We start from the raw sequence: 15,242 nt of genomic DNA, 5'->3' as shown, positions 1-15,242 counted from the left end.
CCCTGTAAGCTTATGCTGAATACCACTCTTCCGTAGAAAAATTATCAGCATTTGAATTTCCTTCTAACTCCCATTCACTAATAAAATTAATTATTTCTCCTAAAATTAGATTTATATCATGATTTTTTATAATCAAACCTCTATGATTATTCCAAGTAAAATCAATTTCGATATTTATATTCAACCCATCCTCACATTTACTTAAAAAGTCATTCATTACTAAGGTAAAACGTAAATTCACAAAATTATCAGAAACCCAAATTACGGATGAATCATCATTAACCTTCTCTATTCTAAATCTTAAATTATTGTATGTAATCCACTTTATATTACCTTGTATTTTTTCTTCTTTCATAATTATTTTCCTCCCATACTATGACATCCATTGCTGGATTTGTTTTTAAACTGCCATATATCACATTTTCCCATGAACCATACTTTTTATAAAGTTGTTCAGGTGTAGGTCCTTCTGCCTTGCCATATTCAAGAATATTTCTTTCATTGCATTCAATCCATGTTTTTTCACAAAATCGGCATTGAGATTTCTTATTAGATATCCTAAGTACACTCATACTCTCATCCGTCTCTTTTTCTTGTAACCAATTTCGTACCACTGATGAACACCCTTTACAGGTGTAAAAACATAGAAAAAAACCTTGATTGGTATATATGCCAATCAAGGTCTCATTTTAAATACCACCTATTATTTACATATTTCTCTTTCCCATACTCTTTTTCCGTCAGTTAAAAATACTGCAATTGGTGGATCATCATAGAGAGAAATTTCAACCAATGAACTTTTTTCTTGTTTTAACCAATTATATACAGTACCTTCGTTTGTATTAGGTCGAGATAAAATATTATTTACTCTAAATACAGCTGCATCATATTCTGTATAATTTATATCATCCTCATCTAGTCCATTGTCTGTTTCAAAAACTGTATCTAGTTCTCCAATAATTCTCAATCCACTTTTCCATTCTAGTATCATGTCACTATGTTCATAATTTATTAATGTTCCAATTAAAGAATCGTACCCCATTTGCATCCTCTTTTCTTATGATTTTTATGGTCTTGATGGTACTATATGAGCGCCATCTTTTCCATAATGGATCAACCCTTTAGTAGTCTCATGGTATTCACCAGTATTGCGGTCATAATATTTTCCTATTGGCTCACCAAAGTCTACTCTTTCTCTACCGTTTTTTAATAGTTCACCTTTCCCGGCGAACTTATCAAGCAATTCTTGCGCTATTTTATTATCGCCATAGAAAATGCTCTTATTTTTTCCATTTGCTAATTCTTGTTTATAGTTCGGTGTATCGGGAATATGCTTTTCTTGAGCTCCTGCTTTCACTTTTATTGGATAACCATTTACTTCACGGTATGGACCTTTAGGTATAGAATCTTTTCCATGAGAAGGTATTCGATTACTCGCACCCTTACCTCCACCAGAAGACTGGATTTTTTGAATAGTATCCTTAGTATTTTGAATCGATTTATTCCAAACAAATCCACCATGTGCAAAAAGACTAGCCCCAGCAGCTGTTGCTGCTATATCTAATGGAATAACAATTGGTGATGCTAACCCACCAGTTCCTACTTCTGCCACGATAGTTAAGAAATTAGATCCGCCTATGAGCGAAATACCTTCAAATATTTTTACAATGGACCCAGCTATTTAATAATATTACCCTGCTTTTTCTGATGTTTTTTGGCATTGAAAAGCATACTATATAACTGCAATTGAAGCCTATGTGCATATTCTGTTAGCTTTAATTCATAAAAATAATTTCTATAAATTTATAGCTTACCTTTCAATTAAAAAAGCACTTATTGCCTCAAATAGACAACCAAGTGCTTTAAATTCATCTGTTTTTAAGTAGCATAAATTTGTAAGTTTTGTAGTAACAGTATGACACCTTTTCTATGTCGGGCCAACTACTACGTTACAACTTACGAGTTTGTACGAGTTCGTTAGTTTCATGCCCATTCCATGTGTTTATATTCATCGCCCAATAAAATGTCATTTCGCCTAAGCTCGTACCTCGTTTTCTTATTCTATCATTGCACATAGTACTTCATGATGGTACAACCATCATAGAGTACATACTTTCAAAAACCCTTTCACTTTCTTATCCCACTTAAAGGCCCTCTTTTTCACTCTTGATCATCATAAGCATCTCCAAGTGATTCAAATTCACTCTTTAGCCAATACCAATATTGTCCATTATTCTTAATAAGTTTTTCAAGTAAGTCAGTGAATGAAGTTGCGATAATTTGCGACTCCCCAACTATTCCATGTCGATCAAAAAAACTATCATAACATCTACCTAGTCTTTCTTCACTAAGATCTATTGTTAAATATTCATCCTTACCATCATTGCATATAATATACCAATTTGATGAAATATCTTCTTCACATAACTCTCCTACAATTACGGGATTAGCCAAAATAAACTCCTCTGGGGTAACAATATGAATAGGATATTCCTCATTTTCAAATAAAGTTAGACCACCACAAAGACTATAAAATTCTTTTAAATCACCTGGTAGCATATTCTTATTCTTATCAATTATCGGTAATTCTGTAGGCTCCTGAACTCGACAATTAGGTAATGATTTTACTTTTTTAATCAACTGATTAATATTTTCCATCTAAATTACTCCCTAAAATTATATTGATTAAAGGCCCTATAATACTCTTGTCTAGCTAAACGTGGTACATTCGCAGCATCAAACATTTTTTCCGTCAATTCTTGTATTTCTTTTGGTGAAACAGATTTCCAATCTACTTTACCTCCAACCTTTTTCCCTGTTTTTTCAAAGAGCCATTGTCTATAAACAGCTTTAGTATCATTGTGTTGCTCTTTAGTTAAAGCTATAGTTGGAGCATTCGCCCCTCTACTAACATAATCGGGGACATTATGTTTAGCCCATACATCCCTAACGCCATGATGATTTTCTAGTGGTGAATTGCTTGGCCTATACGGTACTATATCGTATGGTTCTGTAGTCTTACCATCTTTAGACTTCGCAAACTTATAATAAGCTTCTATCAATTCGCCTTGAGGTATTTTGGTTACGATAGTTCCACCAACACTAGAGAATGCATAGGAAGCATTTCTCTTAAATGATTGTAACATTTCAAGCGTAGGCTTCAATTCTTTTGCTAATTTTACTGCATTAGCAAATGTACTTACTCCACTTGATGCTTTTGCTCCTTTTGCGATAATCCCAGGCATTAAAAACTTCTTCATATCATGAAAGAGAATTGTGGAAGCACTTCATCATACGAGTTTATTATCTTCCAGTACATTTAAACCTTTATTTTCTAATTTATTCAAAGTTACTAAAAAACCCCAAGGCATATACCTTAAGGCTCATAAATCAAGAAAATATTCCCTCTATTTTTTTATCATAATTTTTTACTTTATCATTAATTTCTATTAGCAAAGTATCCTCATCAGTTGCAGGTTCATAACCAATTATTACGTTTGGAATATCATACTCTTTTTTCAAATTAACTAGATAATGCACTAACTTTTTTAACCTTAACTTATTATCATTCCTCTCATCCTTTAATATTTCATTTTCGGGAAAGTTAATTACAATATCACCATCCTGTTCATCAAATGAAAATACTATTACTACATTTTTTAATGAAATACCTAGTTGTAATTCTTCTAAACATACATTTCCTGTACCTTTCGGTGTTAAAATCTCTTCCATTTTTTTCACTTGAGAAAAATCCAAATCTTTTTCTAAAATATTATCATAAAAATGTGATGATTTAATTTTTAATATATTTAATTTGAGTTCGTCGTAAATTAACTTATCAATACTTCTCTTATTAAAATCTCTTAATATAATCTCTAAATTCTCCACTTACAATCCCCTCTTTCACTGATCAATAAACCCTTTAAAAGTTCCATCAAGGTTCAATCGAACTCCACGTCCATCTGGTAGTTTTTTCTCCAAAAACTCTATTCCTTTAGGACTTTTAATTTTTATAAATCCTCCTGGTCCATCCATTATTTCTTTAAGGTGTTTCAATGCAGTTTGGTTTATTTGGTCAGGGCCACCTTTAACTTTCCCCCAAATATCTGGATTTCTTCCTGCATGTTTTTGTAAAGCATGACCTACAACAGTCTCTCCACCCTTTTTAGGAGAAGTTGCAGTATTTATTATAGTTTCATTATTAACTTTAACAAAATCACCTGCACCCTTACCTCCACCAGAAGACTGGATTTTTTGAAGAGTATCCTTAGTATTTTGAATCGATTTATTCCAAACAAATCCACCATGCGCAAAAAGACTAGCCCCAGCAGCTGTTGCTGCTATATCTAATGGAATAACAATTGGTGATGCTAACCCACCAGTTCCTACTTCTGCCACGATAGTTAAGAAATTAGATCCGCCTATGAGCGAAATACCTTCAAATATTTCCACAATGGACCCGGCTATTTAATAATATTGTCCTGCTTTTTCTAATGTTTCTTAACGTTGAAAAACATACTATGTAGCAGCAAATAAAGCCTATGTGTATGTGAAATATGAGGTACAAAAAAGAATTCGCTTAAATAATAATTTTCAATTTAAATCAACAAAAGAGACCTCAAATGTGAAGTCTCTCTTGTTGATTATTTTCCATAAGTAACTCGCCATTTATTTGTTTATTTTAAGACAGATAACATGGTTCATTCAAATATATATCCTAAAGAAAAAATTTCCCTGCCGTCATAATCTAGTAGAATAGATTCAATTAATTCTTATTAATTGCGATAAACTCACTAGGAATCTTATCTGCTAACCAAACTTTTTCATTTCCTAAATAAAATTTAACGCCTTCTTCTCTAGCTTTTTCAGTATTAACTTCTAAAATAATAGGATGCTTATCTTTTCTTTTCCCCACTAATTCAGCAGTTATAATATCTTCAGAAAGATGGACATATTGTCTAGACATAGGTGATAGACCATTTGATTCAATAGAATTTAAAAAGCGAGGAGATGTACCATGATAAAGAAATTTAGGTGGAACGCCTTCTTCCTTTACTATTTTCATGGGAATAGAATGTCCATACAACGTACGAATTTTATTTTCTTTTAGCTCATGCCTTTTTTTCTCAGATTTCTCAATCATTATTTTTAAATCTTCTATCTTCACATCGCTCCATTCAATGGATTGATGAAGTGCGTGTAAAAGCTGCTCAACAGACACCCAGCCATTCTCATCTAACTCCAATTCGTATTCCCACGGAGCATGACGTAAAGCATAAGATACTTCTTTACTTAAATTTGTATAGAATTTTTGTTTATTCAATTTCTTCACTCCGATTGTAATCAATCATTTCTTTCATAGCAACTTCGACCCACTCCCAAAAATCATCAAACTCTTTTCTTTGTTCAAAACCTTCAGAAGCAAAATCATGAATAAGTTGAACTTTACTTCCTTTGCCAATTTCAAAACACGCAATATCATCGTTGTCATCTCTTCTGGCAAAAGGAATTAAATTTCTTTTTGGATATCTTTCCTTTAAATCATGATACCTTCTAGTAGCCTGTTCAGATTCAATTAAATACCATACATCAAAATCAACTAAATTCAATTCCACGAATTTTTGGTAAGATTCAGGATATACATATATATCTTTATCAACGTAATACTTTTCCATAGCTATAGCACTTCTTTCTATTTCATTTTTTCTAACTCAAATGAACCCATTGGATTATGAATTCTAAAACTAGTCTTTTGCTTTAGAATTCTTAAGTCTAGAGCTTCCCCCCAATTTTTAGGTACTCCCTTTTTAGTTATAAATCTATCAATCAGATTAGCTGGAAGCGGATCATTATAGTTTCTAATAGTTGCTTGAACTTCTATCCCAACCTCTCTAGCTGCAGCAATATTGTCTTCCTGCTCTTGTAAGTTCAATTGTTGTTCTTGCAAAGTAAATTGTTTCATCTTGGTTTGCCAGCTTGTACTTCTATAATCTCCTGAGTTCGTCTCATTGTTTCTTTAAAGAGTCGACATTGATTTCTATTAGATATCCTAAGTACACTCATGCTCTCATCTGCCTCTTATTCTTGCAACCAATTTCGTGCCACTGATGAACACCCTTTACAGGTGTTAAAAACATAGAAAAACCTTGAAAAGCATATATGCCAATCAAGATCTCAGTTTATATACCACCTATTATTTACATATTCCACTTTCCCATACTTTTTTTCCGTCAGTTAAAAACACTGCACTTGGCGGATCATCATAGAGAGAAATTTCAACTAACGAGCCTTTCTTTTGTATTAACCAATTATATAAACTATTTTCTTCCCTAGTAGGATGCGCTAAAATATCATTCACTTGAAATGTAACGGCATAGTATTCGGTATAATTCACATCATCGTTATCTAACCCATTGTCTGTTTCAAAAAGTGTGTCTGGTTCACCAATAATTTTCAATCCACTTTCCCACTCTATTATCAAGTCCCTATCTTTATACTCTTTTAACGTTTTTATTAAAGGATCATATCTCATGTATATCCCCCTCTTATTACTTCTTTAGTGGTTCTGAAGGCACTATATGTGCTCCGTCTTTTCCATAATGAATCATTCCTCTAGTAGTTTCAAGGTATTCACCAGTATCACGATCATAGTATTTTCCAATTGTTTTACCAAAGTCTACTCTTTCTTTTTTACCGTTTGGTAGTAGTTGACCTTTCCCGGCGAACTTATCAAGCAATTCTTGTGCTATTTTATTATCGCCATAGAAAATGCTCTTATTTTTTCCATTTGCTAATTCTTGTTTATAGTTCGGTGTATCAGGAATATGCTTTTCTTGAGCTCCTGCTTTCACTTTTATTGGATAACCATTTACTTCACGGTATGGACCTTTAGGTACAGAATCTTTTCCATAAGAAGGTATTCGATTACTCGCACCCGTACCTCCACCAGAAGACTGGATTTTTTGAATAGTATCCTTAGTATTTTGAATCGATTTATTCCAAACAAATCCACCATGTGCAAAAAGACTAGCCCCAACAGCTGTTGCTGCTATATCTAATGGAATAACAATTGGTGATGCTAACCCACCAGTTCCTACTTCTGCCACGATAGTTAAGAAATTAGATCCGCCTATGAGCGAGATACCTTCAAACATTTCTACAATGGACCCGGCTATTGATATAATATTTCCAGCCAACCTTCCAGCTTGGTAAGTTGTCTTACTTTCTAATTTATCATTCTCATGTGGTTGTAGTCCAAAAAAGTTTTCTAGTGCTGCATCACCAGCACCTTGAAAAAATTCGATAACTCCATGCAAAAATGTTTGCGCATAAATGGCTGTTTTTTCATGCCATGATCTATTGTCTTCCTACTCTTGCAAGTTAAATTGTTGTTTTTGCAAAGTAATTTGTTTCATCTCGGTTTGACGAGCTTGTTCTTCTATAATCCCCTGAATCGAACTCACCCAATCCATATTCAATCCTTGTGTACTAAACGTACCACTCACAGGACTAAATCCTTTCCCACTTTGCACTTCAGCGAGTCCGGCTGTGATGCTAGCGGCTAATTGGAGGGCGGTGCTGTAGTTGTTGCTGGATGAATGATTAAATTCATTAAACACGCTACTTACTTTACAAAACCATTCGTAAACACAAAAATAGTGGCAGTTGGATTCTCCAAACTACCACTATTTTTAACCTCTTAATTCATTAAATTCCGTATAAATTAGTTTTTCAACGTTACTCATGATACACAATGTTTTAATTTGCTTATTATAGAACTTCCTCTACATCGACACTCTCTATCTTCACTTCATACATATTTGGGATGTTTGCTTCTTTTGGTACCCATGCATAATAATTTTGATCATTCTCTAAAATAAATTGAACTAACTTTGTTTCTGAAACATTCCAGAAATTTTTAAGATTATCGATGTAGTCCTCTAAATCCTCTTTATAGTCCAATTGTAATATATAATCTCTTACCGTCAGGGCAAACACAATTAAACTTCCTAATAGATTTTTTTGTTCATTTTCTTCTTCATACTCTTGTGGTAAGAACCACACTTGACCTATTCCTATCGTTTTTTTGTATTTTTCATAAAAACTACTATCCTCCATATTCTCATAGTCATGGATCAATTCATTGACCAATGAATGCCATTTTGGCGGAATAATATTTTCCAATGCAGGATTATGTTCAATTCCTTCTACTATATCCTCGATTTCTTCTGTCTCATCTTCATAGTGATATTCACTTAGGTCTATATGCTTGAATTTCATTTCATTTTTATAATGTGCCAAATCATATGGATAATGGTTATTGCCTTTTAAACTTGTATCATCAAGTCCGAGTATCTTTACTATTGCAGCTGTCTCAAAGCTCCAATACCCTACATATCCAGGTTCTTTATGCGCATTTTTCCATTCATAATCATAATGGCCTTTAAACCATTCTTTCTCCATATACACTTGTAATCTTTTAGACGCTTCTTTTTTATCTGTTTGTGCAAGTTCTATAATCTCTTTCGTTTTTGCATATGGATTTTCTTTATAATATCTGTTCGTCATGTTTGTGTATCCGATATCACTAGCGCATAAGAGAAAATCAATTACTGCGTCGTTCATATTTTCCTTCTCAACTAGCTTAGCTAAACTTACAAGATTCTTTTTCTCCGTCTCTAATAAAATTCCTAGAGATATCATCCAAATTAGATTTAAATATCCAACTTCATTTTCCCCTATATGCCTCAAATCAATAAGAGCGTTGTCAAAATCTCCTTCTATTGTATGGATAGCTTCTCCTAAGGAATATTTTGCGTTAATATCCTCTAACTCATAATTAAAATTTAATAGATACCTTCCTTCTATAAGACTTTTATTATCTTTAGCCTTTCTTTGAATACCATTCCTTTCATCTTCTTCAAAACTTTTAATCTCCTCTCTATTTTCCTCAATAAACTCTTTATTATATTCTATTCCTTCTCTACATTTTTCTTCTATACATAAAGGATCTCTCATACTATTCAATTCCTCCTAGTGCCTTAAATTATGGCCATTCTCCAATTATGTCTCCCTTTGCATCTATTCTAAATGTTTTCACATTTCCACTACTATCAACCTTTGATAACACTCTCTCAACTTCCTGATCTTGTAATGCCTTCGTAATCTTTGATGCTAATTTTGCATCTCCATCAACAGCCTTCAATATCCTACTTTTTCGCGTCTTCGCACCATTCAACCAATCATTTGACATTTGTCGTCCATCTTTAGTTTTCCCCAATTGTGAACTACCAAACTTAGCTTCATCAATAACATATTTAATATTTGAATTTGGATTTGCATTTTCGTATAATCCATCAATTCCTTTTACTATTTTATCATTTATGCCTGATGGTGCACTTTTTCCGACTGGATTTAAATCAAATCCAGCTTCTTTTAAACTTTGATTATTCAATAAATTGTCACTAGATTTTATTTCACCATAATTACCTTTTTGCTTATTTGTAGCTGTTTTTGGATCAAAATTATCTACAGTTGTATTTTTGTTACTGCTAGGTTTACCGTTAGCCGCACCTCCACCAGAAGACTGGATTTTTTGAAGAGTATCCTTAGTATTTTGAATCGATTTATTCCAAACAAATCCACCATGTGCAAAAAGACTAGCCCCAGCAGCTGTTGCTGCTATATCTAATGGAATAACAATTGGTGATGCTAACCCACCAGTTCCTACTTCTGCGACGATAGTTAAGAAATTAGATCCGCCTATGAGCGAAATACCTTCAAATATTTCTACAATGGACCCGGCTATTGATATAACATTTCCAGCCAACCTTCCAGCTTGGTAAGTTGTCTTACTTTCTAATTTATCATTCTCATGCGGTTGTAGTCCAACAAAGTTTTCTAGGGCTGCATCACCAGCACCTTGAAAAAATTCGATAACTCCATGCAAAAATGATTGCGCATAAAGGGCTGTTTTTTCATGCCATGATCTATTGTCTTCCTGCTCTTGTAAGTTCATTTCTTGTTTTTGCAAAGTAATTTCTTTCATCTCGTTTTTTCGAGCTGTTTCTTCTATAATCCCCTGAATCGAACTCACCCAATCCATATTCAACCCTTGTGTACTAAACGTACCACTCACAGGACTAAATCCTTTCCCGCTTTGCACTTCAGTGAGTCCGGCTGTGATGCTAGCGGCTAATTGGAGGGCGGTACTGTAGTTGTTGCTGGATGAATGATTGAATTCATATAAATGCTCTAGTTTTTCTTCAAGTTTTTTCCTCATCGCAATTAAGACTGCAACAATTGCGTCTACTCCAGGCATCGGTGTAAGTACTTCTATTGCTTCTATACTAGCGATCGATTGATTGATTTCCTGTATTTGTTGTCTTATTTCATGTTCGATAACATCTGTTGAAGCAACTTTTGCTTGAAAATCATTTGGAAATGCTTCGTTTTGGCGAATTAATTCTTCACATAAGCATATGATTCCTTGCGCTAATGGCCGAAATGTTTGGACAAGGTAGGCTTTTGCACTACTGTATGTTTGTCCTTGTAATACTGTGTCTATCGCAAAGGCATCAATAGATTGAATGGCTTGTTCCATACTTTGAATCGTAGCATTACATATAGCGTTCATACTTTGCGTTTGACTTTGTACTTCTCCCAAATACATGTTTAAACTCATGTATTGACCTCCCTTTGTAGTTGCTGCTGTTCATAGGAAAGGTCGTTTTCTTTCTCACTGAGATGCCGTTTTTCTTTAAGCAACGTCTCTTTTTCGTTTTCTAATTCGAATGTAAGTTTTCTTTCATACTGCCCGATCTCTTGCCGCATATTCGTAAAAAGGTGAAATGCTTCTCTGTCACCATACCAAGTTTCTAGTATTCGGTTAAATAAACGATTATTTCTATTTTTCCATTCATGAAAACTAGCCTCAGCTCTTTCTTGATTTTGCAGCGCGATTCGGTTTTCATTTTGTTCTTCAAATATAATTCGTAATTTTTGATTACATTGACTGATTCTCGTTTCAATTTCTTGACTCATCTTTTCTCCTACCTTTTCCCCTTTACGTAGGTTGTTACATTATTGAAAAGTCTTTTGAAGTCCGGTATCCATTTTCTCAAATTCATTTGCTACGGAATGGATATTATCAATTGTTTGTTGAAAAGCAACGCAAAATTGTTTCGTGATCTGTAAATTTTGTTGATTTGCTTCTTGTGCTTTGAAGTTCACAGATAGTGTCGTACGCGTTGCCTTATTTATAGAGCGACTAGTAGCACTTTGCATTCTATCTGAAGCATTTCTCATTTTCGTTGCAAGTTGCGTTGCTCTATGCAAATTACTTTGAAATTCTCCCATCACTTACTCCCCTCTACCTTATATTTTCAAGAAAATTATACCATGGAAAAATATTCTAATAAACCGAATGTTCGAATTCAATAAATAATTAACCACTGTTCCTGAGGATACGAGCAACACTTACCTATCAATATAACTGGATCCAAAGTGGATTCTACTTATACAAAAAAAGATGACCTCAGCCATTCGCTAAAGTCATCTTTTTCTACCTTATTATTTCACTAACTCTCCATTATAAGCTTTTATATCAAGAGGAGCAGTTAAAAACTGTTTTACTTTGCTAACGAAAGATGTGAAGTGTTCACTCGTATTATGACTCGCAACTGCTACTTCATCTTTCCATACTTCTACCATCGTATACACATTTTCTTTTTCTACATCTTTATAAAGATCATAAGATACATTTCCACTTTCTTCTCTTGAACCATGAAGTAATGGTTGAACTTCTTCTAAAAATGTTTGTTGTTTCGCTGGATCTACTTGAAATGTTGCGTGAATAATAATCATGGTGTTTCCCCTCTCATATTTCACTTATTTCTTTTGAAATTACTTCCACTCAGCAACTTTTTCAATTGGAAGACGTACTGATTGGTAACCACTGTCAGCAGCTTTTCCGATTGAAATTAACATAACTGGTACGTAACGTTCTTTATCTAATCCGAACGCTTCAGCAATTTGGTCTTTTTCAAATCCACCAATTGGACAAGTATCATAACCGTGAGCACGAGCTGCTAGCATAAATTGCATTGCTACAAGACCGCCGTCAATAAGTACAGTATCTTTCATTACTTCTGGTGTAACCATTGAGAAGTAAGCTGAAAGTTTTTTCATTTGGTCTTCTTTTACTTCTGCTGGCATGAAACCACGCTCTACTGCTGTACCGTAAATTTCTTCTGCGTTATCAAAGTTGTTTAAATCACCAAATAAAGCAATCATTGCTGAAGATGTTTCTACTTGAGATTGATTGAATTTCGCAAGTGGCGCAAGTGTTGCTTTCGCTTCATCACTTTCAATCACTACGAATCTCCATGGTTGCATGTTTACTGATGATGGTGCAAGTGTTGCTTCTGTAAGAATTTCTGTCATTTCTTCTTTGCTAATTTTCACTGATGAGTCGTATTTACGAATGGAACGACGTCCTGTTAAAATTTCGTTAAAGTCATTTGTTTTTACTGAGTTAGTCATAGTTGTATTCTCCCTTTTTTAAAGTTCTTTTATATTTTCTTGAATGTGAATTAACATATTTAAAAGATTATCGCGTTCTTCCTCACTTAATCCTTTAAATGCAGATGCTGCAAAACGTTCTTTTTCCTCTTGAAACGCCTGGATTTTATTTCGTCCCTCTTCAGTTAGAGAAACTAACGTAATTCTGTTATCATCTGGATTTTTACGTCTTACAATCATTTCATTGGCCTCAAGCTGCTTTAAATGCCTCGTTATCGCCGCATTATCAATATTCACTTCTTGCTGAAGTGCTTTTTGACTAATTTCACCTACTTCAAATAACTGAAGTATAAGCTCTAATCGAGACTGGCTCATACCCGTACACCCTTCAAATTTCGAACTTACTTCTTTATTTAGAAAGTGTAATTTATATAAAATAATCGCTTCTTTTGAGCATGAACTTGTCAAATTACCCCTCCTTTACATCCAATTTAAAAAATCATTTGATATATCAATAGTTGATACGTCAATTAATATAATCTATATCGATTAAGAATGCAAGCATTTTGTTTTCATTTTATTTTTTCCAAATTAAGGCGCTTTGTAGCGTTACAAAAAATGTAAATTACATTATAATAGTAATAATTTAAATGACTGGAGAGTGATTGTAATGCGGCAATACACAAATAGAAATGAGGAAATGAAAATGGAAAATGAAATGAGGATATTGATATATGACAACAATAAATATAGGGATTGTCGCGCATGTAGACGCTGGCAAGACGAGTTTGACTGAACGTATTCTTTATGAAACGAATGTGATTAAAGAAATTGGCCGAGTTGATGGCGGAAGTACGCAAACAGACTCAATGGAATTAGAAAGGCAGCGCGGAATTACGATTAAAGCATCCGTCGTTTCTTTCTTTATTGATGACTTAAAAGTAAATGTCATCGATACACCGGGACACGCTGATTTTATCGCTGAAGTGGAGCGATCATTCCGCGTTTTAGACGGTGCAATCTTAGTTATTTCTGCCGTTGAAGGTGTGCAAGCACAAACGAAGATTTTAATGCGAACGTTACAGAAACTAAACATACCGACTATTTTATTTGTAAATAAAATTGATCGTCGTGGTGCAAATAGTGAAAAAGTTGTAAAGCAAATAAAAACGATTCTTTCAAATGAAGCATTCCCCTTTTACTCTGTCCTAAACGAAGGAACAAAGGAAGCTCGTATTATTGAATATAAATCATATGATGATTGTATAGAACGATTAGCACCATATAATGAATCGTTACTTGAGTCATATGTAAATAACGAAATCGTAACGGACACAATGTTAAGAAAAGAACTCATTAAACAAATAGCGCAAGCAAATGTGTATCCGATTTTCTTCGGTTCCGCAATGACGGGTATAGGAGTATCTGAACTACTTGAAAATATTTCAGCCTTACTTCCAGCTCATAATCTGTCTCAAGATGAAGAATTGTCCGGTATTGTTTTTAAAATTGAACGTGAACCTTCTGGAGAAAAGATTGCATATGTAAGAGTTTTTTCTGGCAACTTACACGTTAGAAAACATGTTGATATACAGCGCGATGAGTCTCTACCACATAAGGAAAAGATTAAAAAAATGTGCATGTTTCATAATGGAGATGCTGTTCAAACTTCTACCGTTCCTAGCGGAGAATTTTGCAAAGTGTGGGGACTAAGTGATATTAAAATTGGTGATATTATCGGTGCACGGACTGATTATATAAAAGATATTCACTTTGCCGAACCACAAATGGAAGCTGCCATCGATGCAGTACCTAAAGAACGAATTCATGATTTATACGCTGCACTTATGGAACTATGTGAAGAAGATCCACTCATTAAAGTGTGGAAAGATGATGTTCATAATGAACTATATATTCGCCTTTTCGGTCAAGTACAAAAAGAAGTAATTGAAACAACTCTTTTTGAGAAATATAATTTGCAAGTTACTTTTTCAAATACGCGAGTTGTATGTATTGAGAAGCCAATTGGCATTGGGATTTCCGTTGAAGTAATGGGCGAAAAAACGAATCCATTTTACGCAACAGTTGGATTCAAAGTCGAACGTGGTGAACTGAATTCTGGCATAACATATAAATTAGGCGTTGAACTTGGCTCACTACCTTTAGCCTTTCATAAAGCGATTGAAGATACTGTATTTCAAACGTTAAAACAAGGTTTGTACGGGTGGGAAGTTACGGATATTATCGTTACGTTAACCCATACTGGCTATGCTAGTCCTGTTACAACAGCTAGTGACTTTAGAAACTTAACGCCACTCGTTTTAATGGATGCTTTAAAGAAAGCTGAAACATATGTATATGAACCAGTTAATGCGTTTGAATTCACTGTACCGGAGCAGGCAATTAGTACCGCAATGTATAAGCTCGCTGCTATTTCAGCAACTTTTGCAGAGCCTATATTCAATAATGATTCTTATCAGTTAACAGGATCATTACCTGTTGCGAAAACAGAGAATTTTAAACGCATGCTCCATTCATTTACAGAAGGAGAAGGCATATTTTCAACGAAGCCAGCTGGTTTCACAAAGCTGAAACCTCCCTTCCCTACTCGAAAACGTGTTGATTATAATCCGCTGAATCGGAAAGATTATTTGCTTCATGTGTTGAGGGCTTATTAAAGTAAAAGAGGTGCAGTTCGCACCTCTTTTTGCATGTATTGA

General features: G+C 34.1%; 17 protein-coding genes and 4 pseudogenes. 1 reads left to right on the top strand and 20 read right to left on the bottom strand.

The window, feature by feature from the left end; translation table 11 throughout:
- Positions 1–10 precede the first annotated feature (10 nt).
- The 20 genes and pseudogenes from LMD38_RS11880 to LMD38_RS11785 all read right to left on the bottom strand — a co-directional run bounded on the left by LMD38_RS11880 (position 11) and on the right by LMD38_RS11785 (position 12,990).
- Positions 11–355 (bottom strand): hypothetical protein, encoded by a 345-nt coding sequence (locus LMD38_RS11880; RefSeq protein WP_073531279.1) that lies wholly within the window; start codon positions 353–355, stop codon positions 11–13.
- Positions 330–614, bottom strand: coding sequence for a hypothetical protein (locus LMD38_RS11875; RefSeq protein WP_002025991.1), 285 nt, complete (start codon positions 612–614; stop codon positions 330–332). The genes LMD38_RS11880 and LMD38_RS11875 overlap by 26 nt, the downstream gene beginning before the upstream one ends.
- 89 nt (positions 615–703) lie before the next feature.
- Complete coding sequence (locus LMD38_RS11870) at positions 704–1,042, bottom strand: hypothetical protein (RefSeq protein ID WP_228920317.1); 339 nt, start codon at positions 1,040–1,042, stop codon at positions 704–706.
- Positions 1,043–1,066: 24 nt separating this feature from the next.
- Positions 1,067–1,681: pseudogene (locus LMD38_RS28825) on the bottom strand (polymorphic toxin type 50 domain-containing protein); the annotation flags it as partial.
- 479 nt (positions 1,682–2,160) lie between these two features.
- A complete protein-coding gene (locus LMD38_RS11860; protein WP_073531276.1) occupies positions 2,161–2,658 on the bottom strand; it encodes an SMI1/KNR4 family protein in 498 nt (165 codons plus the stop codon).
- A gap of 5 nt (positions 2,659–2,663) precedes the next feature.
- A pseudogene (locus LMD38_RS11855) lies at positions 2,664–3,044 on the bottom strand (sugar-binding protein); the annotation flags it as partial.
- Between the two features lie 346 nt (positions 3,045–3,390).
- The gene (locus tag LMD38_RS11850) at positions 3,391–3,888 is read right to left on the bottom strand and encodes a hypothetical protein (protein WP_100633539.1); all 498 of its coding nucleotides are present in this window, start codon (positions 3,886–3,888) and stop codon (positions 3,391–3,393) included.
- A 15-nt stretch (positions 3,889–3,903) separates the two neighbouring features.
- Positions 3,904–4,467 (bottom strand): annotated as a pseudogene (locus LMD38_RS11845) (hypothetical protein); the annotation flags it as partial.
- Positions 4,468–4,765: 298 nt separating this feature from the next.
- Entirely contained in the window at positions 4,766–5,323 is a 558-nt protein-coding gene (locus tag LMD38_RS11840; protein WP_100634301.1) for an RNA 2'-phosphotransferase, read from the bottom strand.
- Complete coding sequence (locus tag LMD38_RS11835; RefSeq protein ID WP_000417647.1) at positions 5,316–5,675, bottom strand: SMI1/KNR4 family protein; 360 nt, start codon at positions 5,673–5,675, stop codon at positions 5,316–5,318. The genes LMD38_RS11840 and LMD38_RS11835 overlap by 8 nt, the downstream gene beginning before the upstream one ends.
- Positions 5,676–5,692: 17 nt before the next feature.
- Positions 5,693–5,962, bottom strand: coding sequence for a hypothetical protein (locus tag LMD38_RS11830; RefSeq protein ID WP_011181730.1), 270 nt, complete (start codon positions 5,960–5,962; stop codon positions 5,693–5,695).
- A 231-nt stretch (positions 5,963–6,193) separates the two neighbouring features.
- The gene (locus tag LMD38_RS11825; RefSeq protein ID WP_228920311.1) at positions 6,194–6,532 is read right to left on the bottom strand and encodes a hypothetical protein; all 339 of its coding nucleotides are present in this window, start codon (positions 6,530–6,532) and stop codon (positions 6,194–6,196) included.
- 16 nt (positions 6,533–6,548) lie between these two features.
- Positions 6,549–7,610 (bottom strand): annotated as a pseudogene (locus LMD38_RS11820) (polymorphic toxin type 50 domain-containing protein); the annotation flags it as partial.
- A 160-nt stretch (positions 7,611–7,770) separates the two neighbouring features.
- The gene (locus tag LMD38_RS11815) at positions 7,771–9,018 is read right to left on the bottom strand and encodes a PoNi-like cognate immunity protein (RefSeq protein ID WP_228920302.1); all 1,248 of its coding nucleotides are present in this window, start codon (positions 9,016–9,018) and stop codon (positions 7,771–7,773) included.
- 28 nt (positions 9,019–9,046) lie between these two features.
- Positions 9,047–10,684, bottom strand: coding sequence for a T7SS effector LXG polymorphic toxin (locus LMD38_RS11810; RefSeq protein WP_228920300.1), 1,638 nt, complete (start codon positions 10,682–10,684; stop codon positions 9,047–9,049).
- On the bottom strand, positions 10,681–11,043 hold the full coding sequence (locus LMD38_RS11805) for a DUF3958 family protein (protein ID WP_062821703.1): 363 nt from the start codon (positions 11,041–11,043) through the stop codon (positions 10,681–10,683). The genes LMD38_RS11810 and LMD38_RS11805 overlap by 4 nt, the downstream gene beginning before the upstream one ends.
- A 39-nt stretch (positions 11,044–11,082) precedes the next feature.
- The gene (locus tag LMD38_RS11800) at positions 11,083–11,358 is read right to left on the bottom strand and encodes a TIGR04197 family type VII secretion effector (protein ID WP_000503628.1); all 276 of its coding nucleotides are present in this window, start codon (positions 11,356–11,358) and stop codon (positions 11,083–11,085) included.
- A 213-nt stretch (positions 11,359–11,571) separates the two neighbouring features.
- Positions 11,572–11,865 (bottom strand): putative quinol monooxygenase, encoded by a 294-nt coding sequence (locus LMD38_RS11795; RefSeq protein WP_062821704.1) that lies wholly within the window; start codon positions 11,863–11,865, stop codon positions 11,572–11,574.
- Positions 11,866–11,904: 39 nt separating this feature from the next.
- Positions 11,905–12,543, bottom strand: a complete 639-nt coding sequence (locus LMD38_RS11790; protein ID WP_000185399.1) for a nitroreductase family protein — start codon at positions 12,541–12,543, stop codon at positions 11,905–11,907.
- Positions 12,544–12,561: 18 nt separating this feature from the next.
- Positions 12,562–12,990, bottom strand: coding sequence for a MarR family winged helix-turn-helix transcriptional regulator (locus tag LMD38_RS11785; protein WP_000204161.1), 429 nt, complete (start codon positions 12,988–12,990; stop codon positions 12,562–12,564).
- Between the two features lie 266 nt (positions 12,991–13,256).
- Here LMD38_RS11785 and LMD38_RS11780 point away from each other — a divergent pair, with 266 nt between their 5' ends.
- Positions 13,257–15,200: a GTP-binding protein gene (locus LMD38_RS11780; RefSeq protein ID WP_062821705.1), complete on the top strand. Its 1,944-nt coding sequence runs from the start codon at positions 13,257–13,259 to the stop codon at positions 15,198–15,200.
- Positions 15,201–15,242 lie beyond the last annotated feature (42 nt).

Source organism: Bacillus pacificus, assembly GCF_020861345.1.
GTDB classification, from domain to species: Bacteria; Bacillota; Bacilli; order Bacillales; family Bacillaceae_G; genus Bacillus_A; species Bacillus_A pacificus.
Note: the sequence above shows the minus strand (reverse complement) of the source record. Positions and strands in the feature narration are given on the sequence as shown.

Bases quoted from the DNA above. Each gene is read 5' to 3' on its own strand.
- LMD38_RS11880 (WP_073531279.1), bottom strand. From the start codon at position 355: ATGAAAGAAGAAAAAATACAAGGTAATATAAAGTGGATTACATACAAT.
- LMD38_RS11870 (WP_228920317.1), bottom strand. From the start codon at position 1,042: ATGGGGTACGATTCTTTAATTGGAACATTAATAAATTATGAACATAGT.
- LMD38_RS11860 (WP_073531276.1), bottom strand. From the start codon at position 2,658: ATGGAAAATATTAATCAGTTGATTAAAAAAGTAAAATCATTACCTAAT.
- LMD38_RS11835 (WP_000417647.1), bottom strand. From the start codon at position 5,675: ATGGAAAAGTATTACGTTGATAAAGATATATATGTATATCCTGAATCT.
- LMD38_RS11830 (WP_011181730.1), bottom strand. From the start codon at position 5,962: ATGAAACAATTTACTTTGCAAGAACAACAATTGAACTTACAAGAGCAG.
- LMD38_RS11825 (WP_228920311.1), bottom strand. From the start codon at position 6,532: ATGAGATATGATCCTTTAATAAAAACGTTAAAAGAGTATAAAGATAGG.
- LMD38_RS11815 (WP_228920302.1), bottom strand. From the start codon at position 9,018: ATGAGAGATCCTTTATGTATAGAAGAAAAATGTAGAGAAGGAATAGAA.
- LMD38_RS11810 (WP_228920300.1), bottom strand. From the start codon at position 10,684: ATGAGTTTAAACATGTATTTGGGAGAAGTACAAAGTCAAACGCAAAGT.
- LMD38_RS11805 (WP_062821703.1), bottom strand. From the start codon at position 11,043: ATGAGTCAAGAAATTGAAACGAGAATCAGTCAATGTAATCAAAAATTA.
- LMD38_RS11800 (WP_000503628.1), bottom strand. From the start codon at position 11,358: ATGGGAGAATTTCAAAGTAATTTGCATAGAGCAACGCAACTTGCAACG.
- LMD38_RS11795 (WP_062821704.1), bottom strand. From the start codon at position 11,865: ATGATTATTATTCACGCAACATTTCAAGTAGATCCAGCGAAACAACAA.
- LMD38_RS11790 (WP_000185399.1), bottom strand. From the start codon at position 12,543: ATGACTAACTCAGTAAAAACAAATGACTTTAACGAAATTTTAACAGGA.
- LMD38_RS11780 (WP_062821705.1), top strand. From the start codon at position 13,257: ATGACAACAATAAATATAGGGATTGTCGCGCATGTAGACGCTGGCAAG.